At 58.2% G+C, this 23670-nt stretch carries 23 protein-coding genes, 1 tRNA gene and 1 pseudogene; 10 read left to right on the top strand and 15 right to left on the bottom strand.

Annotated features, from left to right (window positions below; translation table 11 throughout):
* Positions 1-21: 21 nt before the first annotated feature.
* Positions 22-1239, top strand: coding sequence for an MFS transporter (locus AB4N76_RS09220; protein ID WP_046030128.1), 1218 nt, complete (start codon positions 22-24; stop codon positions 1237-1239).
* 160 nt (positions 1240-1399) lie between these two features.
* On the opposite strand, the gene AB4N76_RS09215 is transcribed toward AB4N76_RS09220, so the two are convergent.
* Positions 1400-2245, bottom strand: coding sequence for a helix-turn-helix domain-containing protein (locus AB4N76_RS09215; RefSeq protein ID WP_460164400.1), 846 nt, complete (start codon positions 2243-2245; stop codon positions 1400-1402).
* An 83-nt stretch (positions 2246-2328) separates the two neighbouring features.
* Here AB4N76_RS09215 and AB4N76_RS09210 point away from each other — a divergent pair, with 83 nt between their 5' ends.
* Both AB4N76_RS09210 and AB4N76_RS09205 read left to right on the top strand, forming a co-directional pair.
* A complete protein-coding gene (locus AB4N76_RS09210; RefSeq protein ID WP_046030130.1) occupies positions 2329-2952 on the top strand; it encodes a glutathione S-transferase family protein in 624 nt (207 codons plus the stop codon).
* Between the two features lie 169 nt (positions 2953-3121).
* A complete protein-coding gene (locus AB4N76_RS09205) occupies positions 3122-4027 on the top strand; it encodes a DMT family transporter (protein ID WP_046030133.1) in 906 nt (301 codons plus the stop codon).
* Positions 4028-4199: 172 nt separating this feature from the next.
* On the opposite strand, the gene ychF is transcribed toward AB4N76_RS09205, so the two are convergent.
* The 8 genes from ychF to AB4N76_RS09165 all read right to left on the bottom strand — a co-directional run bounded on the left by ychF (position 4200) and on the right by AB4N76_RS09165 (position 11116).
* Positions 4200-5300 carry a redox-regulated ATPase YchF gene (ychF, locus tag AB4N76_RS09200; RefSeq protein WP_007942650.1) on the bottom strand — a complete coding sequence of 367 codons (1101 nt, stop codon included), beginning with the start codon at positions 5298-5300 and terminating at the stop codon, positions 4200-4202.
* Between the two features lie 22 nt (positions 5301-5322).
* A complete protein-coding gene (pth, locus tag AB4N76_RS09195; protein ID WP_046030136.1) occupies positions 5323-5907 on the bottom strand; it encodes an aminoacyl-tRNA hydrolase in 585 nt (194 codons plus the stop codon).
* 168 nt (positions 5908-6075) lie between these two features.
* The gene (locus AB4N76_RS09190; protein WP_018929567.1) at positions 6076-6675 is read right to left on the bottom strand and encodes a 50S ribosomal protein L25/general stress protein Ctc; all 600 of its coding nucleotides are present in this window, start codon (positions 6673-6675) and stop codon (positions 6076-6078) included.
* A 141-nt stretch (positions 6676-6816) separates the two neighbouring features.
* Positions 6817-7758: a ribose-phosphate pyrophosphokinase gene (locus tag AB4N76_RS09185; protein ID WP_003208392.1), complete on the bottom strand. Its 942-nt coding sequence runs from the start codon at positions 7756-7758 to the stop codon at positions 6817-6819.
* 46 nt (positions 7759-7804) lie between these two features.
* Positions 7805-7879 (bottom strand) — tRNA-Gln (locus AB4N76_RS09180).
* A 36-nt stretch (positions 7880-7915) separates the two neighbouring features.
* Positions 7916-8767 (bottom strand): 4-(cytidine 5'-diphospho)-2-C-methyl-D-erythritol kinase, encoded by an 852-nt coding sequence (gene ispE, locus AB4N76_RS09175; protein WP_077432189.1) that lies wholly within the window; start codon positions 8765-8767, stop codon positions 7916-7918.
* 2 nt (positions 8768-8769) lie between these two features.
* Positions 8770-9387 carry a lipoprotein insertase outer membrane protein LolB gene (lolB, locus tag AB4N76_RS09170; protein WP_460164399.1) on the bottom strand — a complete coding sequence of 206 codons (618 nt, stop codon included), beginning with the start codon at positions 9385-9387 and terminating at the stop codon, positions 8770-8772.
* 4 nt (positions 9388-9391) lie between these two features.
* The gene (locus AB4N76_RS09165; protein ID WP_460164398.1) at positions 9392-11116 is read right to left on the bottom strand and encodes a tetratricopeptide repeat protein; all 1725 of its coding nucleotides are present in this window, start codon (positions 11114-11116) and stop codon (positions 9392-9394) included.
* A 182-nt stretch (positions 11117-11298) separates the two neighbouring features.
* Here AB4N76_RS09165 and hemA point away from each other — a divergent pair, with 182 nt between their 5' ends.
* The 6 genes from hemA to AB4N76_RS09135 all read left to right on the top strand — a co-directional run bounded on the left by hemA (position 11299) and on the right by AB4N76_RS09135 (position 16662).
* Complete coding sequence (hemA, locus tag AB4N76_RS09160) at positions 11299-12588, top strand: glutamyl-tRNA reductase (protein WP_046030145.1); 1290 nt, start codon at positions 11299-11301, stop codon at positions 12586-12588.
* On the top strand, positions 12585-13667 hold the full coding sequence (prfA, locus tag AB4N76_RS09155; RefSeq protein ID WP_046030148.1) for a peptide chain release factor 1: 1083 nt from the start codon (positions 12585-12587) through the stop codon (positions 13665-13667). The genes hemA and prfA overlap by 4 nt, the downstream gene beginning before the upstream one ends.
* Entirely contained in the window at positions 13668-14498 is an 831-nt protein-coding gene (gene prmC / locus AB4N76_RS09150; protein WP_460164397.1) for a peptide chain release factor N(5)-glutamine methyltransferase, read from the top strand. It begins immediately after the preceding gene.
* The gene (locus AB4N76_RS09145) at positions 14492-15247 is read left to right on the top strand and encodes a molybdopterin-synthase adenylyltransferase MoeB (RefSeq protein WP_046030153.1); all 756 of its coding nucleotides are present in this window, start codon (positions 14492-14494) and stop codon (positions 15245-15247) included. The genes prmC and AB4N76_RS09145 overlap by 7 nt, the downstream gene beginning before the upstream one ends.
* The gene (murI, locus tag AB4N76_RS09140; protein ID WP_046030156.1) at positions 15240-16031 is read left to right on the top strand and encodes a glutamate racemase; all 792 of its coding nucleotides are present in this window, start codon (positions 15240-15242) and stop codon (positions 16029-16031) included. Before AB4N76_RS09145 ends, murI begins: the two co-directional genes overlap by 8 nt.
* 112 nt (positions 16032-16143) lie before the next feature.
* Positions 16144-16662 (top strand): acyloxyacyl hydrolase, encoded by a 519-nt coding sequence (locus AB4N76_RS09135; protein WP_046030158.1) that lies wholly within the window; start codon positions 16144-16146, stop codon positions 16660-16662.
* A 70-nt stretch (positions 16663-16732) separates the two neighbouring features.
* Here the strand turns inward: AB4N76_RS09135 and AB4N76_RS09130 are convergent, their stop codons facing one another.
* The 6 genes and pseudogenes from AB4N76_RS09130 to AB4N76_RS09105 all read right to left on the bottom strand — a co-directional run bounded on the left by AB4N76_RS09130 (position 16733) and on the right by AB4N76_RS09105 (position 22569).
* Positions 16733-17038 (bottom strand): YkgJ family cysteine cluster protein, encoded by a 306-nt coding sequence (locus tag AB4N76_RS09130; protein WP_046030160.1) that lies wholly within the window; start codon positions 17036-17038, stop codon positions 16733-16735.
* 118 nt (positions 17039-17156) lie between these two features.
* Positions 17157-17939 carry an SDR family NAD(P)-dependent oxidoreductase gene (locus tag AB4N76_RS09125; RefSeq protein ID WP_046030163.1) on the bottom strand — a complete coding sequence of 261 codons (783 nt, stop codon included), beginning with the start codon at positions 17937-17939 and terminating at the stop codon, positions 17157-17159.
* 105 nt (positions 17940-18044) lie between these two features.
* Positions 18045-19489 (bottom strand): annotated as a pseudogene (gene phrB, locus AB4N76_RS09120) (deoxyribodipyrimidine photo-lyase).
* A gap of 20 nt (positions 19490-19509) precedes the next feature.
* Positions 19510-20451, bottom strand: a complete 942-nt coding sequence (locus AB4N76_RS09115) for a MerR family transcriptional regulator (protein ID WP_460164396.1) — start codon at positions 20449-20451, stop codon at positions 19510-19512.
* Positions 20451-21413 carry a YbgA family protein gene (locus AB4N76_RS09110; protein ID WP_077431269.1) on the bottom strand — a complete coding sequence of 321 codons (963 nt, stop codon included), beginning with the start codon at positions 21411-21413 and terminating at the stop codon, positions 20451-20453. The genes AB4N76_RS09115 and AB4N76_RS09110 overlap by 1 nt, the downstream gene beginning before the upstream one ends.
* A 169-nt stretch (positions 21414-21582) precedes the next feature.
* Complete coding sequence (locus AB4N76_RS09105) at positions 21583-22569, bottom strand: NAD(P)/FAD-dependent oxidoreductase (RefSeq protein ID WP_046030179.1); 987 nt, start codon at positions 22567-22569, stop codon at positions 21583-21585.
* A gap of 196 nt (positions 22570-22765) precedes the next feature.
* Here AB4N76_RS09105 and AB4N76_RS09100 point away from each other — a divergent pair, with 196 nt between their 5' ends.
* A complete protein-coding gene (locus tag AB4N76_RS09100) occupies positions 22766-23668 on the top strand; it encodes a TIGR01777 family oxidoreductase (protein WP_460164395.1) in 903 nt (300 codons plus the stop codon).
* The last annotated feature ends 2 nt before the right edge of the window (positions 23669-23670 follow it).

Raw genomic sequence — 23670 nt, 5'->3', positions numbered from 1 at the left:
ATCTGCTATACGGAAATACTCATGGCTATCAGCACTACCCAGACCGGCACGACGTCGGCTCCCGCGACTTCACAAAGCAGCCCTCTAGTCATGCGCATCATCGGCGCGGTGGCGCTGGCGCACCTCATCAATGACCTGATCCAGTCGGTGCTGCCGTCGATTTATCCGATGCTCAAGGCCAGCTATGGCCTGACCTTTACCCAGATCGGATTGATCACGTTGACCTTCCAGCTGACCGCTTCGCTATTGCAGCCGTGGGTCGGTTACTACACGGACAGACATCCCAAGCCCTGGCTGCTGCCCGCTGGCACGGTGTGCACGCTGATCGGCATTTTGATGATGTCGGTGGTTGGCACCTTCCCGTTGATTCTGCTGGCGGCGGGGTTGATCGGTATCGGGTCGTCGACCTTTCACCCCGAAGCATCTCGCGTGGCGCGACTGGCCTCGGGCGGACGATTTGGCCTGGCGCAATCGACCTTTCAGGTGGGCGGTAATGCCGGCTCGGCGTTCGGTCCGTTGTTGGCGGCGGCGATCATTATTCCTTATGGCCAGGGGCATGTGGCCTGGTTCGGATTATTCGCGGTGTTCGCGCTGTTCGTGCTCTACCGGATCAGCCGCTGGTACGCCAACCACTTGAGCCTGTTCAAGCTCAAACAAGGCCAGGCGGCGACTCATGGCCTGTCCAAGGGGCGGGTGACCAGTGCGCTGGTGGTGCTCGGTTTGCTGGTGTTCTCCAAGTATTTCTACATGTCCAGCCTCACCAGCTACTTCACGTTCTACCTGATCGAGAAGTTCGACCTGTCGGTGGCCAGTTCGCAGTTGCACCTGTTCCTGTTTCTGGGCGCGGTCGCGGCGGGGACCTTCTTTGGTGGGCCGATTGGCGACAAGATCGGGCGTAAGGCAGTGATCTGGTTCTCGATCCTGGGTGTGGCGCCGTTCACGCTGTTGCTGCCGCATGTCGATCTGTTCTGGACCAGCATCCTCAGCGTGATCATCGGTTTTATCCTGGCTTCGGCATTCTCGGCCATTGTGGTTTACGCGCAGGAGCTGGTGCCGGGCAATGTCGGAATGATTGCCGGTGTGTTCTTCGGTTTGATGTTCGGCTTTGGCGGGATCGGCGCGGCGTTGCTCGGGCATCTGGCGGACGTGCACGGCATCGAATACGTGTACTTCCTGTGCTCGTTCCTGCCGTTGTTTGGTGTGTTGGCGATCTTTTTGCCGCGAACCAAAAAGGCCTGATAGCTCACCGTCCTGTAGGAGCAAAGCTTGCTCGCGATGGCCGTTACGCGATTTACCATTAGCACCGCGTTATCGTTCATCGCGAGCAAGCTTTGCTCCTACAGGCACAAAAAAGCCGCGTATCAAACGCGGCTTTTTCTTGGGCGGGTGTTTTACAGGCTCAGGCACTGCTATTGCGGAAACTACCGGGTGTGATGCCCACTACTTTTTTGAACGCTCGGGTCATGTGGCTTTGATCGAAGAAGCCGCAAGTGAATGACGCTTCTGCGAGACTGGATCCGGTGCGCAGCAGTTTTTGGACCTGGGCGATTCTTTTCTGAATCTGATAGCTGTGGGGCGAGACGCCAACGCTTTTTTTGAACACCCGGATCAGGTAAAGAGGGTCAAGGTTCACCAGTTGCGCCAGTTCTTCCAGAGACAGATGTTTGTCGAACTCGTCTTCGAGCTTCCTCTTGATCCTTTGCACGGCGTGCTGCTCAACCGCACTGACGGGTTCGATGGGCGCTCCGCTGCGCTCGAAGAGCTGCGTCACCAGATCCAGCAGGATCGTTTCCCGTTCAAGGCTGGAGGGCGATTTTTCAATGATTTGATGTTGATGCAAAAAGGTCCGGGCGAAGTCGGGGGCCTGGCTCAGCGCTGTTTGAAAAAGATGAATATGATCGTCTGAAAAACGCCCTTGAAACACCATCCGATTGACCCATACGGGGTCGATGTAGAGCATTCGATACATCCAGCCCTCATCATGGCCTGGCAAGCCGTCGTGGATCTCCCCGGGGGTAATGGTGACCACACTGTCAGCGACCCCCATGTAGTAATTGCCGCGATAAAAAAGTTTTTCAACGCCGCTACTTATAACGCCGATAGCGTATCGGTCATGTGAATGTCGACCGAAAGATTGAGTGCTGTAACGCGCAGATAGCAACTCACAGTCGCCTTCGGGTATACGCCAGAATTGAACAAAGTCCTTGTCTTTTTGAGGGGCTTTGTTGCGACGACTTTTGTCCATGAATTGTCCAGTTTTGTGCAATACGTATGAAAAAAAGGTCGCTAAATTTAGCACCTGTTTCATAACACAAGCTAGGGGGGACGATGTCTACAAAACTGGTAGTTGGGGATTTTAATAAGTCTTCATGGTCATTTCGTGCGTGGCTGGTTCTTGTGACAGCGGATGTTGAATTTGAAACCCTTCAGATCAAACTGGAACAAAACGACACCCGCCAGCGCATTCTGGAGCACTCGCCTTCCGGCAAGGTGCCGGCGCTGCTGCTTGATGATGTCGTCATCAACGACAGCCTGGCCATCAGCGAATACATTGCCGATTCCTGTCCGGCCGCCAACCTTTGGCCCCGTGATTCAAGGGTCAAGGCTCTGGCACGCGCTGCTGCGGCAGAGATGCACTCCGGTTTCATCCACCTGCGCACGCAGATGTCGTTTGGCCTGAACACAGGCGACATCCCGGAAAGCCTGACCGCCGAGACGGAAGGGGAAATCATGCGGATATTCGCTATCTGGAACCAGCTCCGTGAGGTGAGTGGTTCAACAAAGTTCCTCTGCGGTGACTTCGGCATTGTGGATGCGATGTTTGTTCCGGTGGTGTTCCGCTTCCGTCGTTATGGTATTGCCATCCCTGCGCAACTGCAGGGCTATGTCGAAAATATTCTGGGTTTTGCACCGGTACAACAATGGTTGAAGTTGTCCGCGCAAGAAGTTTAAAGAGAGGTGTTACTGCTAATGCTTAATGCCAATTAATAGTGAGTGGATTTTTGGCACATGGCAGAAAAGACCTTTGGGGTTTTCTGCTTTGTCGAATCTGATAGTTGCTCACCTGGGGAGTTGTGAGTACTCATAAAGTTAATGCCGGTCTTTATCAATGAGGTTTCTCATGGCGACTAATAATAATCGGGCAATCATTGAATTGACCATCGGTGGACTGATGCTCAGTCTGTCTGCTCTAGCCGTCGCTTTCGCCCATATCGGCGCGGGTGGCGCAGGGTTCTATCGGATGGTGTTCGCCTCGATCCTGTTCTTCCTGCTGCTCAAGGTGCGCAAAACACCGGTGCTCCTCAAAAGTGCGAAGGCGCAGCTGTACACCGCGTTGGCTGGGGTGTTTTTGGCCATTGACCTGGTGCTTTGGCATCAGAGCATCTATATCGTCGGCCCGGGCATCGGGTCGATCCTGACCAACTGTCAGGTGTTCTTCATGACCCTGTTGGGGTTGTACCTGTTGAAGGAAAAACCTTCGATCTACTTCCTGGTCTCCATTAGCTTGGCATTTGTCGGGCTCTATCTGTTGTTGCTACCCGAGATGACCAGTGCGGTAGGGATCAAGGGCGTGGTGTATGGCGTGCTGTCGGGGCTGGCGTATGCCATCTGTGTGTATTTTCTGAAGATCAACACCCAATTGCCGGACGGCGGGGGTGACAAGATCGCACAGATGCTCAATTTGAGTCTTTGGGCGGCATTGGTTCTGCTGACATACGCGCTGGCAACTGGGGAAAGCCTGGCCATCGTGGATGGGCAAACCTTGCTGATGCTGATCATCTACGGGGTACTGGTGCAGTTTGTCGGCTGGTTGCTGGTCAACCGTTCGATCGGAGCAATCAGCCTGGGGTTGGCCGGTCTGATCCTGTTACTGGAGCCGGTGATCACCTATTTCATTGATGTCACCTTTCTCGGCAAGGCCAGCTCAACGCTGCAGATTTGTGGCGCGCTGCTGACTGTCTTTGCGGTTTATATCGGTTCAATCAAACCCCCTGAGAAAGCGCAGCCTTTGCCCGAGGCGACCTGACAGAAGGTTTGTCACTGTGAGCCGTGACCCCGGTCAATACGTTACGCACAGGCCCGCAAAGTTTGCTTGTAGTCGAGGAGAATGGCGATCCCAAGACGCAAAAATCCCCGTATCAGCAAGTGATTACGGGGATTTTCAGTCTATCGGGTTCCGTGTTAATCCACGGTCACCGTTACACGTTGAAGCGGAAGTGCATCACGTCGCCGTCTTTGACGATGTAGTCCTTGCCTTCCAGACGCCATTTACCGGCTTCTTTGGTGCCGGCTTCGCCCTTGTACTGGATGAAGTCGTCATACGCGATGACTTCGGCGCGGATGAAGCCTTTTTCGAAGTCGGTGTGGATCACGCCAGCGGCTTGTGGTGCGGTGGCACCGACGCGGACGGTCCAGGCGCGGACTTCTTCGACACCGGCGGTGAAGTAGGTCTGCAGGTGCAGCATCTCGTAGCCAGCGCGGATCACGCGATTCAGGCCAGGCTCTTCGAGGCCCAGGGCTTCGAGGAACATGTCTTTCTCTTCGCCGTCTTCCAGCTCGGCGATTTCCGCCTCGATCTTGTTGCAGACCGGAACCACCATGGCGCCTTCTTCTTCGGCGATGGCCTTGACGATGTCCAGCAGCGGGTTGTTCTCGAAACCGTCTTCCGCGACGTTGGCGATGTACATGACCGGCTTGGTGGTCAGCAGGTGGAAGCCACGAATCACTGCCTTGTCGTCGGCGCCCATGTTCTTCATCAGCGTGCGCGCAGGCTTGCCGAGGGTGAAGTGAGCGATCAGTTGCTCCAGCAGGCCTTTCTGGACCACGGCGTCCTTGTCGCCACCCTTGGCGTTACGGGCGACTTTCTGCAGTTGCTTTTCGCAGCTGTCGAGGTCGGCGAAGATCAGTTCCAGGTCGATGATCTCGATGTCGCGTTTCGGGTCGACGCTGTTGGAGACGTGAATCACGTTCTCGTCTTCGAAGCAGCGGACCACGTGGGCGATGGCATCGGTTTCACGGATGTTGGCGAGGAACTTGTTGCCCAGGCCTTCACCTTTCGAAGCGCCGGCAACCAGGCCCGCGATGTCGACGAATTCCATGGTGGTCGGCAGGATGCGCTTTGGATTGACGATGGCTGCCAGGGCGTCGAGACGTGGATCCGGCATCGGCACGATACCGGTGTTCGGCTCGATGGTGCAGAAGGGGAAGTTCTCGGCCGCGATCCCGGATTTGGTCAGGGCGTTGAACAGGGTGGACTTGCCGACGTTAGGCAGGCCGACGATGCCGCAATTGAATCCCATGGTGTTTCCCCTCGGAGTAGAGTCAGGCCTTCTGGCTGTGCAGGTTTTTCATCGCGCGGTTCCATTCACCGGCGAGGATATCCGGCAGCACGCCGAGGGCAAAGTCGATGCTGGCATCGAGTTTTTCCTGTTCGGCGCGTGGCGCACGACCCAGGACGAAATTTGAAACCATACTGGCAACGCCCGGGTGGCCAATGCCAAGCCGCAAGCGATGAAAGGTGTTCTGATTGCCCAGTTGCGCAATGATGTCGCGCAACCCGTTGTGACCGCCATGGCCGCCGCCCTGCTTGAGCTTGGCAACGCCCGGAGGCAGGTCGAGTTCGTCATGCGCCACGAGGATTTCTTCAGGCTTGATGCGGAAGAAACCTGCCAGGGCTGCTACAGCCTGGCCGCTACGGTTCATGTAGGTGGTGGGAATCAGCAGACGAACATCCTGACCCTGATGCGAATAGCGTCCGGTCAGGCCAAAATATTTGCGATCGGCGACAAGGTTTACACCTTGTGCGTTCGCGATGCGCTCAACAAAAAGGGCCCCTGCGTTATGCCGGGTCTGTTCGTATTCAGCACCTGGATTTCCCAGGCCAACGATCAGTTTAATGGCGGTCACGATAGGGGCCCTTCCTTGGAGTGGTGGATAACATCGCTGCAATCGGTGTGTGCGGCGAAAGTGGACGAAAATTGCTCATTTACCATTATGTAAACTCCGCGTTCCCGCCCGCTTTCTCGCTACGTTCCAGTCCGCGATGTTTCCGGTCACTCCGGCGTACAGAGTGAATTACTCTGCAGCGCCTTCTGCAGCTTCTGGAGCAACACGTGGAGCGTGAACGTTGGCAACAGCCAGGTCGTTACCGTGAGCCAGAGCAACAAATTCAACGCCTTTAGGAGCACTGATGTCGGACAGGTGAATGATCGAGCCGACTTCGGCGTTAGCCAGGTCAACTTCGATGAATTCAGGCAGGTCTTTTGGCAGGCAGGACACTTCGATTTCAGCAACAACGTGCGAAATCTCGCCGCCTTTCTTCACTGGAGCAGCTTCGTTGATGAAGTGCACAGGAACGATAGCGGTCAGCTTTTGGCCGGCAACTACACGTACGAAGTCAGCGTGCATCACGTGGCCTTTGGCCGGGTGACGCTGCAGAGCCTTGATGATTACGTTTTGCTTGGTGCCGCCAACGTTCAGCTCGATGATGTGGCTGTAAGCCGCTTCGTTTTCGAGCAGTTTGGCAACTTCTTTAGCCAGCATGCTGATGGATTCAGGGGCTTTTTCGCCACCGTAAACTACAGCTGGTACCAGGCTTGCGAGACGACGCAGGCGGCGGCTCGCACCTTTCCCCAGGTCGGAACGCACTTCAGCATTCAGAGTAAAATCGTTCATGTTGTATCTCCAAAATAACCACATTCGCCCCAGCGTTTGCGACCAGCGCTAAAGGCGATATGGGCAAAAAAGCCCCGCCCCGACAGGAATGCCGGGGCGGGGCGCTTTTCGTCAACGCGATGATTGAAAAGGGCAGGGCCCTTAACGGAACATCGCGCTGATCGATTCTTCATTGCTGATGCGGCGGACCGCCTCGGCAACTACCGGCGCGATATCCAGTTGACGGATACGCGAGCAGGCTTGTGCAGCAGCGGACAGCGGGATGGTGTTAGTCACCACCAGTTCGTCCAGCATGGAATTTTCAATGTTTTCGATCGCCCGACCGGACAGCACAGGGTGTGTGCAGTAGGCGAAAACCTTGGCAGCGCCATGCTCTTTCAAGGCCTTGGCCGCGTGGCACAAAGTGCCGGCGGTATCGACCATGTCATCGACCAGAATACAGGTACGCCCTTCGACATCACCGATGATATGCATCACTTCAGAGTGATTGGCTTTCTCACGGCGTTTGTCGATGATCCCGAGATCCACGCCCAGGGATTTGGCAACAGCACGTGCACGCACGACGCCACCAATGTCCGGGGACACGATCATCAGGTTTTCGAAGCGCTGATCTTCAATGTCATCCACCAATACAGGGGAGCCGTAGATGTTATCTACCGGAATATCGAAGAAACCCTGGATTTGGTCAGCATGCAGATCAACCGTGAGAACACGGTCGATGCCGACTACGGTAAGCATGTCAGCAACAACTTTCGCGCTGATAGCCACACGTGCGGAACGCGGACGGCGATCCTGACGGGCATAACCAAAGTAAGGAATAACAGCAGTGATACGAGTAGCCGAGGAGCGGCGGAAGGCATCAGCCATCACTACCAGTTCCATCAGGTTATCGTTGGTCGGAGCGCAAGTCGGCTGAATAATGAAGACATCTTTACCGCGGACGTTTTCATTGATCTCGGCTGTAATTTCGCCGTCGGAAAACTTACCGACAGAGATGTCACCGAGAGGGATATGCAGCTGACGTACAACACGCCGAGCCAGATCGGGGTTAGCGTTCCCCGTAAAGACCATCATCTTGGACACGCGCAGTACCTGAAGGCTGAGGGTAACCTGGATGAGTATAGGAAAATGGCAGGGGCGGCTGGATTCGAACCAACGCATGGCAGGATCAAAACCTGCTGCCTTACCGCTTGGCGACGCCCCTGTATCTGTTGCAACGATTACCCAGTAATCGGTTCCTTTAGAGCAGACTTTGCAGCTTGCGATGCAACATCGAAACGTTGCTTCCTTTTGCTACAAACCCTGTAAGGGTCTCTGTAAGAAGGGCCGAGACTTTATCAGCTTCAGCTTTGCTTGGGAAGCCCCCAAACACACAACTTCCAGTGCCAGTGAGTTTTGCTTCGGTAAATTTACCTAACAAATTCAATGCGTTACGTACCTCTGGATAACGCCTTGCTACTACCGGCAAGCAGTCATTACGACTGTTTCCCTTGGGAACGGGGCGCACTTTAATGGGAGGAGAGTTACGTGTCAACAGCGGATCTGAAAAAATTTCTGCTGTACTTACAGATACTTGCGGTATCAGCACGACATACCACGGTTCTTCGGGGTCTACAGGGGTCAGTTTCTCCCCGACGCCCTCGGCAAAAGCCGCATGGCCACGCACGAAAACCGGGACGTCAGCCCCCAGTCTCAGGCCCAGTGCCGCCAGTCGATCCTCGTCCCAACCCAATTGCCAAAGATGGTTGAGGCCCAGCAATGTCGTCGCGGCATTGGAGCTGCCGCCACCAATTCCACCGCCCATGGGCAGGACTTTTTCGATCCAGATATCAATGCCGAGTGCGCAACCGGATTGCTCCTGCAGTTGCTTCGCGGCCTTGACGATCAAATTGCTGTCGTGGGGAACACCCTCGAACTCGGTATGCAACCGGATCACACCGTCGTCGCGAACGGCAAAAGTAATTTCATCGCCGTAGTCGAGGAACTGAAAAATCGTCTGCAACTCGTGATAGCCGTCATCACGGCGACCGAGGATGTGCAGCATCAGATTGAGTTTGGCCGGGGAGGGCAGTGTCAGGCGAGGCACGGTCATGTTCATTGCCCCAGCTTGCGTGGTTGCCATTCCTTGATCACCAGCGTGACATCAAGGTCAGTGCCGTGAAGTTTTATCTTCTCGGGCAGCCAGAAACCGTTTTGTTGTGTGTAAGTGGTGTATTCAACCTGCCAGCCATCCTGTTCGAGACTGGCCAGGCGACTGTCGGCATCCAGCGTCAGTTTGCTTTTGCTGTCGGGGGCCGGGAGTCCGCGGACCCACCAGGCCAGGTTGGACACCGGTAGTTTCCAGCCCAGTTGTTCTTCGAGCAGCACTTCCGGATTCGGTGCGTCATAGCGACCCTGGTTCGCCACTTCCAGCGACACCTTGCCAGGTCGGCCGGTCAGGCGTGCGGCGCCGCGACCCAGCGGGCCGGAAAGGCGGATGTCGTAGTAATCCTGACGCTGCAGCCAGAACAGGGTGCCGCTGCCCGAGTCTTTGGGTGCGCGGATGCCGATCTTGCCGTTGATCTGCCAGCCGTCGAGGGCCGACAGTTGCTGTTTATGTTCACGCCATTGGGCCGGGTTGCCGTGACCTTCGACGGATTCGCGAGCGCCGAAGCCCGCGCAACCGGCGAGCAGGGCAATAAAACTGAAAACAATGAAATGGCGCAAAAGCATAATCTTAAAGAGTCTCTGATCCGGTCAGGCGCTTGATGGTGCCGCGCAGGGTAGGGCTGTCAGGTTGTTCCTTGAGGAATTTGCCCCAGACTTGTTTGGCTTCGCGCTGTTTGCCATTGGCCCACAGCACTTCACCCAGGTGGGCGGCCACTTCCTGATCGGGGAAACGCTCCAGTGCCTGGCGCAGATAGCGCTCGGCTACATCGAGATTACCCAGGCGGAAGTTTACCCAGCCGAGGCTGTCGAGCACCGCCGGGTCTTCCGGATTGATCTGGTGAGCCTGTTCGATCAAGGCCTTGGCCTCGGTATACCGCGTGGTGCGGTCGGACAGGGTGTAGCCGAGCGCATTCAGTGCCATGGCATTGTCCGGGTCGCGCTTGATGATCAGGCGCAGGTCTTTTTCCATCTGCGCCAGGTCATTGCGTTTTTCCGCCTGCATGGCGCGGGTATACAGAAGGTTCAGATCGTCCGGATATTGCTGCAAGGCTTTTTGCAGGACACCGAAGGCTTTGTCGCTCTGATTGTTGGCTGACAAGGTTTCGGCTTCGATCAGGTACAGCTGAATCGCGTAGTCAGGTTGCTCGTCGCGCTCTGCAGCCAGACGGCGTTGGGCTTCAGCGGTCCTGCCGTTATTGATCAGAATGTCGGTCTGGCGCAATTGGGCTGGCAAGTAGTCGTTACCAGGCCCGACTTTGCCGTACTCGATCAACGCGCCTTGGGGATCGTTGCGCTCCTCTGCGATACGGCCCAGGTTCAGGTGGGCGGAGTCGACGTGGCTTTCGCGGGCGATCAAGTCTTCAAGCAGGCTCTTGGCCTCGTCCCAGGATTTTGCCTCCAGGCAGACCAGTGCCAGGGAATAACGCAGCTCGTCATCCTCTGGGTACTGTTGCACCAGGCTCGAAAACTCGGCTTTGGCGTCTTCTATGCGGTCTTGCTCAACCAGCATGCGTGCGTAGGTCAGGCGCAGGCGCTTGTCGTCTGGGTATTTCTTGATGCTTTTTTGCAGCAGTGGCAAGGCTTCGTCGCCGCGGTTGAGCACCTGCAGCAGGCGCGCGCGCAGCAGGATCGGAGCAATTTCACCGTCATCGGGCGGATTGTTTTCCAGCAGGGCCAATGCACCCTTGGCGTCGCCGTCCTGTTGCATCAACAGGGCCTTGCCGAAAATCAACTGACTGTTGTTCGGGTGGCGTTGCAGCAAACGGTCGAAGCTGTTCATCAAACCGTTGCGCGTGTCCTGGTCGGTATCGGCCGCGGACAGGGCCAGAAAGTCAAAATGCGTGTCGCCTTTGCCTTGCAGGACTTTCTCCATATAAACCATGGAGTCGTCGTAACGACCGGCACGGGCCAGTTGCACGGCAGCCGCACGTTGCGCTTCGAGGTCTTGCGGGGCGTTTTTTGCCCAGATCAGCGCGGTGTCCAGGGCAGCCTGATCGGCGCCCAGGTACTCGGCAATGCGGAATGCTCGCTCGGAGATGCCCGGATCCTGTGTGTTGATGGCCTGGGTCACGTAGTTATCCAGCGCAATGTCGAAACGATTGCGCTGGCCAGCCAGTTCGGCGCTCAGCAGGCTGAAGATGGTTTCTTCACTGAATGAGCTGTAAGCCTTGGGCTTTTCAGGGGCCGGAGTGCTGTCTTCGACCGGCGACGTACCGTCCGGCGACACGGGGGCCAAGGCTTGGCAGCCGCTCAGGAAGACAAAAGCGAGGAGCAACGCGGAAGATCTATTCATATAGGAAGAGGACGACTAACCTGCGGTCGGATCATCATGACACAAGCCTTCGGCCAAACATAACCGAGTCTCAATCGATGTCTTTATAGAGACGGGACATGGGGACAATAGTCAGCGGTAGTTGTTCTGGCTGTGACGAAGTAGGACAATTGCCGGCTTCACGTCACCATCAGCGACCTTGAATGGCCTTCCTTGCACTCGGTATCAACCACAAGACTGCTTCTGTAGACGTCCGCGAGCGCGTGGCCTTTACCCCTGAGCAGCTGGTGGAGGCCTTGCAGCAGCTCTGCCGCCTCACCGACAGCCGCGAAGCTGCGATCCTCTCCACCTGCAATCGCAGTGAACTTTATATAGAACAGGATCACCTTTCGGCCGACGTTGTGTTGCGCTGGCTGGCCGACTATCACCATTTGAGCCTCGACGAGCTGCGCGCGAGCGCTTATGTGCATGAAGATGATGCGGCAGTTCGTCACATGATGCGGGTCGCCTCCGGGCTCGATTCGCTGGTGTTGGGCGAACCGCAGATTCTCGGTCAGATGAAATCGGCCTATGCCGTCGCCCGCGAGGCCGGGACCATTGGCCCGTTGCTTGGCCGGTTGTTTCAGGCCACGTTCAACGCGGCCAAACAAGTGCGCACTGACACCGCCATCGGCGAGAACCCGGTGTCCGTGGCGTTTGCCGCGGTCAGCCTGGCGAAACAGATTTTCAGTGACTTGCAACGCAGCCAGGCATTGCTGATCGGCGCTGGCGAGACCATCACCCTGGTGGCCCGTCATCTGCACGAGCTGGGTGTGAAGCGCATCGTGGTCGCCAACCGAACCCTGGAGCGCGCGAGTATTCTGGCCGAGCAGTTCGGCGCCCACGCCGTGCTGCTTTCGGACATTCCGGCAGAACTGGTGCGCAGCGACATCGTGATCAGTTCCACCGCCAGCCAGTTGCCGATCCTCGGCAAAGGCGCGGTGGAAAGCGCGCTGAAGCTGCGCAAGCACAAACCGATCTTCATGGTGGACATCGCCGTCCCGCGCGATATCGAGCCGGAAGTCGGCGAGCTGGACGACGTTTACCTGTACAGCGTCGACGATCTCCACGAAGTGGTCGCCGAGAACCTCAAGAGTCGTCAGGGCGCAGCCCAGGCGGCCGAAGAGATGGTCTCGGTCGGCGCCGAAGATTTCATGGTCCGCCTGCGCGAACTGGCGGCGGTGGATGTTCTCAAGGCCTATCGTCAGCAAAGCGAGCGCATGCGCGACGAGGAATTACTGAAGGCCCAGCGCCTGCTGGCCAATGGCAGCAGCGCCGAAGACGTGCTGGTGCAACTGGCGCGCGGCCTGACCAATAAACTCTTGCACGCGCCCAGCGTGCAATTGAAAAAGCTCTCTGCCGAAGGCCGCCTCGATGCGCTGGCCATGGCCCAGGAACTCTTTGCCCTCGGTGAGGGCTCATCGGATAGCTTTTCGGATAAAAAACCGCAATGAAAGCGTCACTGCTCAATAAGCTGGACATCCTCCAGGACCGTTTCGAGGAATTGACCGCCTTGCTTGGTGATGGCGAAGTCATTTCCGATCAGAACAAATTCCGCACCTATTCCAAGGAATACGCGGAAGTCGAGCCAATTGTCGGCGCCTATCAACAGTTGCTCAAAGTGCAAGGCGACCTCGAAGGCGCCCAGGCACTGCTCAAGGACAGCGACCCGGACATGCGCGAAATGGCCGTGGAGGAAGTCCGCGAAGCCAAGGAGCAATTGATCGAGCTCGAAGCCAGCCTGCAACGCATGCTGCTGCCCAAGGACCCGAACGACGGGCGCAACGTGTTCCTCGAAATCCGTGCCGGCACCGGTGGCGACGAGGCGGCGATTTTCTCCGGCGACCTGTTCCGCATGTATTCGCGGTATGCCGAGCGTCGCGGCTGGCGGGTGGAAATCCTCTCCGAGAACATCGGCGAGCATGGCGGCTATAAAGAAGTCATCGCCCGGGTCGAAGGTGACAACGTCTACGGCAAGCTCAAGTTCGAATCCGGCGCACACCGCGTGCAGCGGGTTCCGGCCACTGAATCCCAAGGACGCATCCACACCTCGGCCTGCACCGTGGCGGTGTTGCCCGAGCCGGACGAACAGGAAGCGATCGAGATCAACCCCGCGGACCTGCGGGTCGATACCTACCGCTCTTCCGGGGCCGGTGGTCAGCACGTCAACAAGACCGACTCGGCGATCCGCATCACGCACTTGCCGTCCGGAATTGTCGTGGAATGCCAGGAAGAACGTTCCCAGCACAAAAACCGCGCCCGGGCGATGTCCTGGCTGTCGGCCAAGCTGAACGATCAGCAGACCAGCGCCGCCGCCAATGCCATCGCCAGTGAACGTAAATTGCTGGTGGGTTCCGGTGATCGTTCGGAGCGGATTCGCACGTACAACTTTGCCCAGGGCCGGGTCACCGACCACCGGGTCAACCTGACGCTGTATTCGCTCGACGAAATCCTCGCTGGCGGGGTCGAGGCGGTCATCGAGCCATTGCTGGCCGAGTACCAGGCCGATCAATTGGCGGCGATAGGTGAGTAAATGACGATCATTGCCAGTTTGTTACGCGCCGCAGATTTGCCCGACTCGCCCACCGCGCGCCTGGATGCCGAATTGCTGCTGGCTGCCGCCCTGGGCAAACCCCGCAGTTTTTTGCACACCTGGCCAGAACGCATCGTTCCCAGTGAAGCGGCGCTGACGTTTGCCAGTTACTTGCAACGTCGCCGTGGCGGTGAGCCGGTGGCTTACATTCTGGGGCAGCAAGGGTTCTGGAAGCTGGATCTGGAAGTGGCGCCGCACACGCTGATCCCGCGTCCGGACACTGAATTGCTGGTGGAGGCCGCGCTTGAGCTGTTGCCGGCCACTCCGGCCAAGGTCCTCGACCTCGGTACCGGCTGCGGCGCCATTGCCCTGGCCCTGGCCAGCGAGCGTCCGGCCTGGAAAGTGACGGCAGTGGATCGCGTGCTTGAAGCGGTGGCCCTGGCCGAGCGCAATCGCCAGCGTCTGCACCTCAACAACGCCACGGTGCTGAGCAGCCATTGGTTCAGCGCCCTGGACGGTCAGCGTTTTCAACTGATCATCAGCAACCCGCCTTACATCCCTAGCTCCGATCCGCATCTGGTCGAAGGTGATGTGCGCTTTGAGCCGGCCAGTGCTCTGGTGGCGGGTGTCGACGGGCTCGACGATCTGCGTTTGATCGTCGCCCAGGCGCCGGATTATCTGGACGCGGGTGGCTGGCTGATGCTCGAACACGGCTACGATCAAGCCAATGCCGTACGCGATTTGCTGCTGAGCCGTGGCTTTGAAGACGTCCACAGCCGTACGGATTTGGGTGGACACGAACGAATCAGCCTGGGGCGCCTGCCGTGCTGAATGATCAGGAATTGTTGCGCTACAGTCGGCAGATTCTGCTGCAACACGTCGACATCGACGGCCAGTTGCGCTTGAAAGAAAGCCGCGTGTTGATCGTCGGCCTCGGCGGTCTGGGCTCGCCGGTTGCGCTTTACCTCGCCGCCGCTGGCGTGGGTGAGCTGCACCTCGCTGACTTCGATACGGTCGACTTGACCAATCTGCAACGCCAGATTGTTCACGACACCGACAGCGTCGGCCTGAGCAAGGTCGATTCGGCGATCAAACGCCTGAGCGCGATCAATCCCGAGATCAAACTGATCGCCCATCGCACCGCCCTGGACGAAGACTCCCTGGCCGCCGCCGTGGCTGCGGTGGATCTGGTGCTCGATTGTTCCGACAATTTCTCCACCCGCGAAGCGGTCAACGCCGCTTGCGTCAACGCCGCTAAACCGCTGGTCAGTGGCGCGGCGATTCGCCTTGAAGGGCAATTGTCGGTGTTCGATCCGCGCCGCCCGGAGAGTCCGTGCTACCACTGTTTATACGGGCATGGCAGTGAAGCCGAGCTGACGTGCAGCGAGGCCGGCGTCGTCGGGCCGCTGGTAGGGTTGGTGGGCAGCCTTCAGGCACTGGAAGCGCTGAAACTGCTGGTCGGTTTCGGCGAGCCGCTGGTGGGACGCCTGCTGTTGATTGATGCGCTAGGCTCACGCTTTCGCGAATTGCGCGTCAAGCGTGATCCGGGGTGCAGTGTCTGCGGTTCCACACATGCGTGAAGCGCCGATCGGCGTGTTCGACTCCGGCGTCGGTGGGCTCTCGGTGCTGGCCGAAATCCAGCGTTTGCTGCCCAACGAGTCACTGCTGTACGTGGCCGACTGCGGGAATGTACCCTACGGTGAGAAAACGCCAGAGTTCATCCGCCAGCGTTGCAGCGTTATGGCCGATTTTTTCCAGCAGCAGGGTGCCAAAGCCCTGGTGCTGGCGTGCAATACCGCGACCGTTGCGGGTGTTGCGGACTTGCGACGCGATTACCCGCAATGGCCAATTGTCGGCATGGAACCGGCCGTCAAACCTGCCGCTGCCGCGACCCGCAGCGGTGTGGTCGGCGTGCTCGCCACCACCGGCACTTTGCAGAGTGCCAAGTTCGCCGCATTGCTCGACCGTTTCGCCACCGATGTGCGCGTCATCACTCAGCCCTGTCCCGGGCTGGTCGAACTGATTGAGAATGGCGATCTGCACAGTTCAGCCCTGCGTCAGCTACTGGCCAGGTATGTCGAACCGCTGCTCGGCGCCGGGTGCGACACCTTGATTCTGGGGTGTACGCATTATCCGTTTCTGAAGCCTTTGCTCAAACAGATGATCCCGGATGACATCAGCCTGATCGACACGGGGGCTGCTGTCGCACGGCAACTTCAGCGGCTGTTGGCCGAGCGTGACTTGCTCGCCGAGGGGCCCGTTCGTGCTGCTGAGTTCTGGACGAGTGCCGATCCGGTTCATTTCAGAAATATCTTGCCGATACTGTGGAATACGCCCGGTGTTGTGAGAAGCTTCGACGGGTAACCACATAGCGGGGCGAGCGAGCCATTGGGATGAACTTCTGATCAAACGTCGACTTCTATAGCGTTGAGCAACAAAAAAACCATACGAAATTGTTCGGAAAAGGATGTTTCTAGTGAAGCGACTATTCTGTTTGGCCGCGATTGCGGCCGCTTTAATGGGGCAAAGTTTTACTGCACAGGCAGCAGGTGTGGAGTTCGGGGTCGGTCAGACCAGCGATTCAACCATGACTTATCGACTGGGCATGCAATTCGATTGGGACCAGAGCTGGTTACAAAGTGACGTCGGTCGTGTGACCGGTTACTGGAGTGGTGCCTATACCTATTGGGAAGGTGACAAGCTCTCCAGCAACAACAGCCTGTCGTTCTCGCCCGTATTTGTTTACGAGTTTGCCGGTCAGTCCGTTAAACCCTACGTCGAGGCGGGGATCGGTGTAGCGGTGTTCTCTCATATAAGAGTTGAAGACAACAATCTTGGCTCGGCCTTCCAGTTTGAAGACCGTCTCGGGTTTGGCCTGCGCTTTACCGGCGGACATGAAGTCGGGGTTCGCGCGACGCACTATTCCAATGCCGGTTTGAGCAGTCACAACGATGGCGTAGAAAGCTACTCGCTGCACTACACCTTGCCGTTGTAACGTCAACAGCATCGCGGGCAAGCCATGCTCCCAAATGTGGGGACGTGGCTTGCCCGCGATGGCGTCAGATCTAGCGATACGCCGTAGTAATCCCTTGGCGTTCGTCGATGCACTCCGGTGCGCCCATCTCGAATTCCCGGCAGATCAGCGGGCGCTTTTCGTAGATGGTGCACATCATGCTGTTGCGATCCAGCGCGGCGCACCAGCCGTCGTCCAGGCGCAGCATGACTTCCCCACCCCAATCATCGGTATCGATAAAGCGTTCGGGTACGCCCGTGTCGGTGATCAACATCACTTCGAGCTGACAGCAGCAAGCCGCACAGGTCGAGCACGTAACGACCGGCTCGGCGATTTGCGTATGGGGAATGGTTTTCATGGCACGCAGTGTAAGGCAGTGGGGCGCTGCTGTGTGAAAGCCCTGACGGACGCTTGGTTGTGTGTCTACCCATCCTCGGGCTATGAAGTGGGGAAACCGTCGTCGATGACGGCGATGTTCATGGTCGATCCTGGATCGGCGCAGGGCTGCGCACCATGCGTTTGCCGATGGCCAGTTTCACCTCGCTCGGCGATGTCGACAGGGGCCAAAGCGCCGCCATGAACAGACCCGGAAAAACGATCTCCGCTGGCCGGTTCTTGAGTTTGGCGAAGATGTGCCGGGCGGCTTTACTTACCGGCCAACTGAACGATTTCGGGGCGTCATTATTTGCGGGCTGCGGGGGAGCGACAAACCCAGGGCTGACCACCGTGACTTCGATACCGTCCGGCGCCAGGTCCATGCGCAGCGATTCGAACTGGTAACGCAGTCCGGCTTTTGATGCACCATAGGCCTCGGCACGTGGCAGCGGCAAGTACGTCGCCGGGCTCGCGATGCCCACCAGGTGCGGCGCGGTGCCTTTGCGCAACAGAGGTATCGCGACCTGGATGCAGTAGGCACAGGCGAGCAAATTGGTGCGCACCACATGTTCGACAATCGAAGAGTCGAATTGCTGAATGTCGACGTACTCGCAGGTGCCTGCGTTGAGAATCACGGTGTCCAGCGAACCCCAGTCCTGGACGATTTGCTCGCCGATTTCGCGCACCCGCTGACTGTTGGTCAGGTCACCGGGCACCACCATCACCTGTCCGGGATAGCGCAGGGACAAGACTTTCAGTGCTGGCACCGAGCGTGAACTGACGGCCAGATGAGCGCCGGTTTTCAGTATTTGTTCGGCCAGCGAGGCGCCAATACCGCTGCTGGCGCCGGTTAACCAGTATCGCCGTGGAGGTGTAAAACTCATCCCATTTTCCTTTTCGGCCAGGCAATCGCCGGTCCCAATACGGGTAAGTACAGCAGACTATCTTTGTTCGCCTTGGCAAACGGTGCGGCAAAACGCCTCAGTCCATCACTCATGGCAACCTCCGGCATCGAGTCGCGCGGGCAGGTTCTTGAACGCGGCCAGCGCTCGTTGGCGGGAGGTACTCAGGTTGACGATGGGCGACGGATAATCCGCCACACCGAACAGGCCACCCAGGTTGGCCGGGTTATGCACATCTTTTTGGTTGAGTCCGGCCAGTTCTGGCAGCCAGTGCTTGATGAACGCACCGTCAGCGTCGAATTTCTGTGACTGGCTCAATGGATTGAAAATCCGGAAGTAGGGCGCCGAATCTGTGCCGGTGGACGAGCTCCACTGCCAGCCACCGTTGTTTGCCGCCAGATCACCGTCGATCAAATGCCGCATGAAAAAGCGCTCGCCTTCACGCCAGTCGATCAGCAAATTCTTGGTCAGGAACATCGCCACGACCATGCGCAGCCGGTTGTGCATCCAGCCGGTCTCCAGCAATTGGCGCATGGCCGCATCGATGATCGGCACACCGGTGCGGGCTTCTTGCCAGGCCAGCAGTTCTTGTGGGGCGTTGCGCCAGGCGAGGGCTTCGGTTTCCGGTCGAAAGGCGCGATGGCGCGAGACCCGTGGGTAACCCACCAAAACATGTTTGTAGAACTCGCGCCATAGCAGCTCGTTGATCCAGGTGACGGCACCGATCTTGCCGCTTTCGAATTCGCCTTGATTGGCTTGCAGGGCGGCGTGCAGGCATTGGCGGGGGAAATAATCCCGGCGGCGAGATAGGCCGAGAGCTGGCTGGTTCCGGGTTTGGCCGGGAAATCCCGCTCGTTTTTGTAGTCGTCGATCCGGGCGTCGGCGAAGGCATCGAGTCGACGCCGGGCTTGGGCTTCACCGGCGGGCCAGTATTGGCGCAGGCCGTCGCTTGGCGTTTCGAACCCCTCGATGGTTGCCGGGATCAAGTCGCTGCTTACCGTCAGCGGCAACTGGGGGGCGGGTGTTGCGACCAGCCCCGGTAATGAAACCCGCAGCCGGTCGTAGCACACCTTGCGGAACTGGCTGAAGACCTGGAAGTAGGTGCCGCTCTTGGTCAACACGGAGCCTGGCTTGAATAGCAGTTGATCGAGGTAACGGTGGAACTGAATGCCCTTGGCGTTCAGCGTTTCGGCCACTGCTGCATCACGACGGCTTTCATTGACGCCGTAGTCCTCGTTGACGTGCAGGGCGTCGACCTTCAACTGCTGGCACAGGTCGAGCAGCACCGTTGGTGCGTCATCCCAGTGCGATGCCTGGCGGATCAGCAAGGGAATGTTCAGCTCGCCCAGCGCGCGACTCAGTTCGCTCAGGTTGCGCAGCCAGAAATCCACTTTGCACGGTGCATCGTCGTGTTCCAGCCACTGCTGCGGGCTCAACAGATACACCGCCACCGTCGGGCCGCTGGCTGCGGCGGCCGAGAGGGCGGTGTTGTCGTGTACGCGCAAATCGTTGCGCAACCAGATCAAATGCATGTTGGTGTCCGCACGCTTCATTAAAGGAGTCCACGCTGAACCAGGTACTGATGCGCCGATAACGGGCCTTCAGCGAGGGACAAATCAGCGATTTCCGTGGTTCTTGCGGACAGCTCGGCGTGGTGAATGCATACCGTAGGTCCGACAATCATTTTTGGGCATCTGATACCGTTCAATAGTTTCGGCAGCTGCGAAAGATTTATGGCTTTGCTGGAATACAGCAGTACGCCGCGGGCTTGCAGGTGGTCGACCGCCATCGCGAGTTCACCGGCGGGCAGGGGCCAGTCGAACACCTCTACCGGACAATCGGCGCTGCTGATCAGCCAGGCGGTGAGCCATAGGTGAGGTTCCAGTGGCAAATCCGATTGATTGATCAACAGCAGCGGCGCGGTGCGTAGCTGACGGTTGTTATGGTAGATGCGTGCGCCGAACTTGCTGCGCAACCAGGAATAAAAAAACACCCGCTCCATCTGCGCGCCAAACTGTCCCTGCCAACGCTGTTCCAGTTCGGCCAGTAACGGGATCAACAAGTGTTCGCACAAGGTTCGCGGTGGATACAGCGCCATGGCTTGATTGACGGTTTCATCGAGGGCGCGTTCGTTCAACTGCAACACGGCTTGCAGCAGTGTGCGGCGCAGTACTTGCCAATCATTTTCGACGGTTTCGGTAAACGCTTGCGGCGTGTCCAGCAGTTGCTTGACCTGGCTGACAGCCACGCCACGGTTGAGCCAGGTGAGGATCATCAGGATGCGCTGGACGTGTTCGGCACTGAACAGCCGATGGCCCTTGGGTGTGCGTTGCGGAACGATCAGGCCATAACGCCGTTCCCAGGCGCGCAGGGTCACGGCGTTGACGCCGGTCTGGCGCGCGACTTCACGGATCGGCAGCCAGCCTTCGTCCAGGGCTTTGTTGAAGTTATCGCCCAGGTCTTCGCTGGCGCTGGTATCGAGTGGGGTTTTCATCAAATTGCGTTTCGCAGGCTGAGGTTTTCCGGATGCGGTTGCAGGTAAATCTGCTGTGCAATGTAGGGAACCGGATGCTGGCGGAAATGGTGCTTGAGCAGGGTCAGGGGCACGACCAGCGGCACGATGCCGTGTCGGTATTGGCCGATGACTTGTTGCATTTCCTGTTTGTCCTCGGGGCTGATGACTCGCTTGAGGTAGCCGCTGATGTGTTGCAGGACGTTGGTGTGGGTGCGGCGTGTGGCGCATTTTTTCAAGGCGCCCATCAGTTCGCTGAAGTAGCGCGGGCCGAGCTCCTCGACGCTGGTCAGGCCCATGTTGCCGAGCAAATTGCCCAAGGTCTTGTATTGCACCGGGTGATGGGCCATCAGCAAGTATTTATAGCGTGAGTGAAATTCGATGAGGCCGTGGCGGGTCAGGCCTTTTTGCAGCAATTGCTGCCAGTTGCTGTAGGCAAACACGCGGGTGAGGAAGTTTTCGCGCAATACCGGGTCGTTGAGGCGCCCGTCTTCCTCTACCGGCAAGTCTGGGTGCCGTGCACAGAAAGCCTGGGCATAGAGGCCGCGACCACTTCCTTGCAGCGACGCACCGTTGGCGTGATAGACCTTTACGCGTTCCAGGCCGCAGGAGGGAGATTTGTGCATGAAGATGTAGCCGCAGATATCGTTCAGTTCGGCGGCCATTTGCTCACCGAATTCAATCAGTGGCCGGGTGACATTGAGTTGTGGGTTAACGGTGCCGACCGCTTGGGGGTCTTCAGGGTCACCCACCAGGCGGATCGGTTCGCGAGGAATACCCAGGCCGATAGCGACTTCCGGGCACACGGCGATGAAATCGAAATAGTCCGTGAGGGTGTGGCTGCACAAGCTCGATTGCTTGTGCCCTCCGTTGTAGCGAACCTCGGCCCCCATCAAGCAGGCGCTAATGGCGATTTTCGGTCGAGTCGCTGGCTGGTCGTGCATCGAAGCACCTCGAATCCGAAACTGTACGGAGGGACGTCTCTGTACAACATTTCTTCATCATAGATCCAAAGATGTACAAGTCAATTTTTCTGTATAAGTTTTTAAGCGTGATAGCGAGGAAGGGCTGCTGTCCATGTCGACAGCAGCAATTGACGCAGGGTGATGCGGTTCACTGCAAGTGTTCCAGCAGGCGGCGAGCCGCTTCCTGGCCGCTGAGCCAGGCACCTTCGACACGACCGGACAGGCACCAGTCGCCACACACGTACAGGCCCAGGTCGGCATCCGCCAACACGCCCCATTCGTGGCTGTTGGCAGGGCGAGCGTAGAGCCAGCGATGGGCGAGGCTGAAGCTCGGGGCGGGCATGGAGTCGTGCAACAGCTCGGCGAATGCCCCGTGCAGTTGCTCGATCACCGCTTCCTTGGACAAGTCGATATGTTGCCGGCTCCAGGCGCTGGTTGCGTGCAGCACCCAGGTGTCCATGGTGTTGTCGCGTCCTGGTTTACTGCGGTTGCGCGCCAGCCAGTCGAGTGGGCTGTCCTGCACAAAACAGCCTTCAATGGGCGTATCCAGTGGCGTTTCGAAGGCCAGGGCGACGGCCCAGGTCGGGTCCATTTTTACCCCGGCGGCGGCCCCGGCGAGCTTCGATGCGGCGGCCAGCAGCGCGGTGGCCTGAGGGGCCGGCGTGGCGATCACCACATGACTGAACGGGCCGTGAGTGAAGCCTTCGGCGTCCTGCAAATGCCAGTGTTCTTCGCCTCGATAGACCTCGGTGATCCGGCAGGCAAACTGCACTTCCAGATCGCCGAGCAGGCCTCGGGTGATGGCGCTCATGCGTGGCGTGCCGACCCAGCGGGTCTGTTCGTCCGGCGACAGGTTGAGTTGGCCGCCTTGGTAGGTGTAGAGCTGCGGCGTCCATTCGGCGACCCAGCCCTGGGTTTGCCAACGCTGGACTTCGGTCACGAAGCGGCGGTCGCGGGCAGTGAAATATTGCGCGCCCATGTCCAGAGCACCCGCATCGCTGCGCTTGCTCGACATGCGTCCGCCACTGCCGCGGCTTTTATCGAAAAGTTGAACGACATGCCCTGCGTCGGTCAGGGCCTGAGCGGCTGAAAGCCCGGCGATGCCGGTGCCGATGATTGCGATGGGTACAGTCATAGGGGCCTCGTTTACCTCTCTGTACAGACTACGCCGTGGTTTAAACCTGTACAATATTGTTTTTTGGTATAACTTTTAGCGTTCTCGATCTGACAGCTTGGCCTATTGTTAAACACAGAACCTGCCCGATACCAAAGATCCCTGCTTATAAAAATAGACTAGTGATCAGGGTTAAACGCCACGCGAGGAAGAAGTCATGCACATATTGCTGACCGGCGGTACTGGTTTGATAGGACGTCAGCTCTGCCGGCACTGGTTGAGTCAGGGACATCGCCTGACAGTCTGGAGTCGCAAGCCTGAAAAGGTCGCGAAAATATGCGGCGCTCAAGTGCGCGGTATTGCCCGGCTGGAGGACCTCGCCCCGGCGCCGCTGGACGCCATTATCAACCTGGCAGGTGCTCCGATCGCCGACCGCCCCTGGACGCACAAACGCAAGGCGTTGCTCTGGAGTAGTCGCATCACCCTGACGGAAACGCTGCTGGCCTGGCTCGAAAAACGCGAGCAAAAACCCTCGCTGTTGATTTCCGGTTCGGCGGTGGGCTGGTATGGCGATGGCGGGGAGCGTGAGCTGACCGAGGTCTCGCCCCCCGTCATCGATGATTTCGCCAGCCAGTTGTGCATCGCTTGGGAGGAGACCGCTCAGCGCGCTGAAGCCTTGGGACTTCGCGTGGTACTGATCCGCACCGGCCTTGTGCTGTCCGCGGAGGGCGGCTTTTTGTCGCGGCTGTTGCTGCCGTTCAAACTGGGCCTGGGCGGGCCTATCGGTAATGGTCGGCAGTGGATGCCGTGGATTCATATCAACGATCAAATCGCCCTGATTGATTTTCTTCTGCATCAGAAAGACGCCAGCGGTCCTTATAATGCGTGCGCGCCCAAACCGGTGCGCAATCGCGAGTTTGCCAAGACGCTGGGCAGCGTGCTGCGCCGCCCCTCGTTCATGCCGATGCCCGCCCTGGCGTTGAAAGTGACGCTTGGCGAGTTGTCGCTGTTATTGCTGGGTGGCCAGAAGGCGCTCCCGGTACGCGTGCTGGACGCGGGCTTCATTTTCCAGTTCACCGATTTGCGCGCGGCCCTGGACGATCTGTCCAGCCGCCTCTGAAA

Source organism: Pseudomonas sp. S2_F03 (assembly GCF_054668335.1).
The sequence above is the reverse complement of the archived record's forward strand: the minus strand, read 5'-3'. Positions and strand labels throughout refer to the sequence as shown.

Coding starts and splice junctions, on each gene's coding strand:
- AB4N76_RS09220 (WP_046030128.1), top strand. CDS start 22: ATGGCTATCAGCACTACCCAGACCGGCACGACGTCGGCTCCCGCGACT.
- AB4N76_RS09215 (WP_460164400.1), bottom strand. CDS start 2,245: ATGGACAAAAGTCGTCGCAACAAAGCCCCTCAAAAAGACAAGGACTTT.
- AB4N76_RS09210 (WP_046030130.1), top strand. CDS start 2,329: ATGTCTACAAAACTGGTAGTTGGGGATTTTAATAAGTCTTCATGGTCA.
- AB4N76_RS09205 (WP_046030133.1), top strand. CDS start 3,122: ATGGCGACTAATAATAATCGGGCAATCATTGAATTGACCATCGGTGGA.
- ychF (WP_007942650.1), bottom strand. CDS start 5,300: ATGGGATTCAATTGCGGCATCGTCGGCCTGCCTAACGTCGGCAAGTCC.
- AB4N76_RS09190 (WP_018929567.1), bottom strand. CDS start 6,675: ATGAACGATTTTACTCTGAATGCTGAAGTGCGTTCCGACCTGGGGAAA.
- ispE (WP_077432189.1), bottom strand. CDS start 8,767: ATGACCGTGCCTCGCCTGACACTGCCCTCCCCGGCCAAACTCAATCTG.
- lolB (WP_460164399.1), bottom strand. CDS start 9,387: ATGCTTTTGCGCCATTTCATTGTTTTCAGTTTTATTGCCCTGCTCGCC.
- AB4N76_RS09165 (WP_460164398.1), bottom strand. CDS start 11,116: ATGAATAGATCTTCCGCGTTGCTCCTCGCTTTTGTCTTCCTGAGCGGC.
- hemA (WP_046030145.1), top strand. CDS start 11,299: ATGGCCTTCCTTGCACTCGGTATCAACCACAAGACTGCTTCTGTAGAC.
- prfA (WP_046030148.1), top strand. CDS start 12,585: ATGAAAGCGTCACTGCTCAATAAGCTGGACATCCTCCAGGACCGTTTC.
- prmC (WP_460164397.1), top strand. CDS start 13,668: ATGACGATCATTGCCAGTTTGTTACGCGCCGCAGATTTGCCCGACTCG.
- murI (WP_046030156.1), top strand. CDS start 15,240: ATGCGTGAAGCGCCGATCGGCGTGTTCGACTCCGGCGTCGGTGGGCTC.
- AB4N76_RS09130 (WP_046030160.1), bottom strand. CDS start 17,038: ATGAAAACCATTCCCCATACGCAAATCGCCGAGCCGGTCGTTACGTGC.
- AB4N76_RS09125 (WP_046030163.1), bottom strand. CDS start 17,939: ATGAGTTTTACACCTCCACGGCGATACTGGTTAACCGGCGCCAGCAGC.
- AB4N76_RS09115 (WP_460164396.1), bottom strand. CDS start 20,451: ATGAAAACCCCACTCGATACCAGCGCCAGCGAAGACCTGGGCGATAAC.
- AB4N76_RS09110 (WP_077431269.1), bottom strand. CDS start 21,413: ATGCACGACCAGCCAGCGACTCGACCGAAAATCGCCATTAGCGCCTGC.
- AB4N76_RS09105 (WP_046030179.1), bottom strand. CDS start 22,569: ATGACTGTACCCATCGCAATCATCGGCACCGGCATCGCCGGGCTTTCA.
- AB4N76_RS09100 (WP_460164395.1), top strand. CDS start 22,766: ATGCACATATTGCTGACCGGCGGTACTGGTTTGATAGGACGTCAGCTC.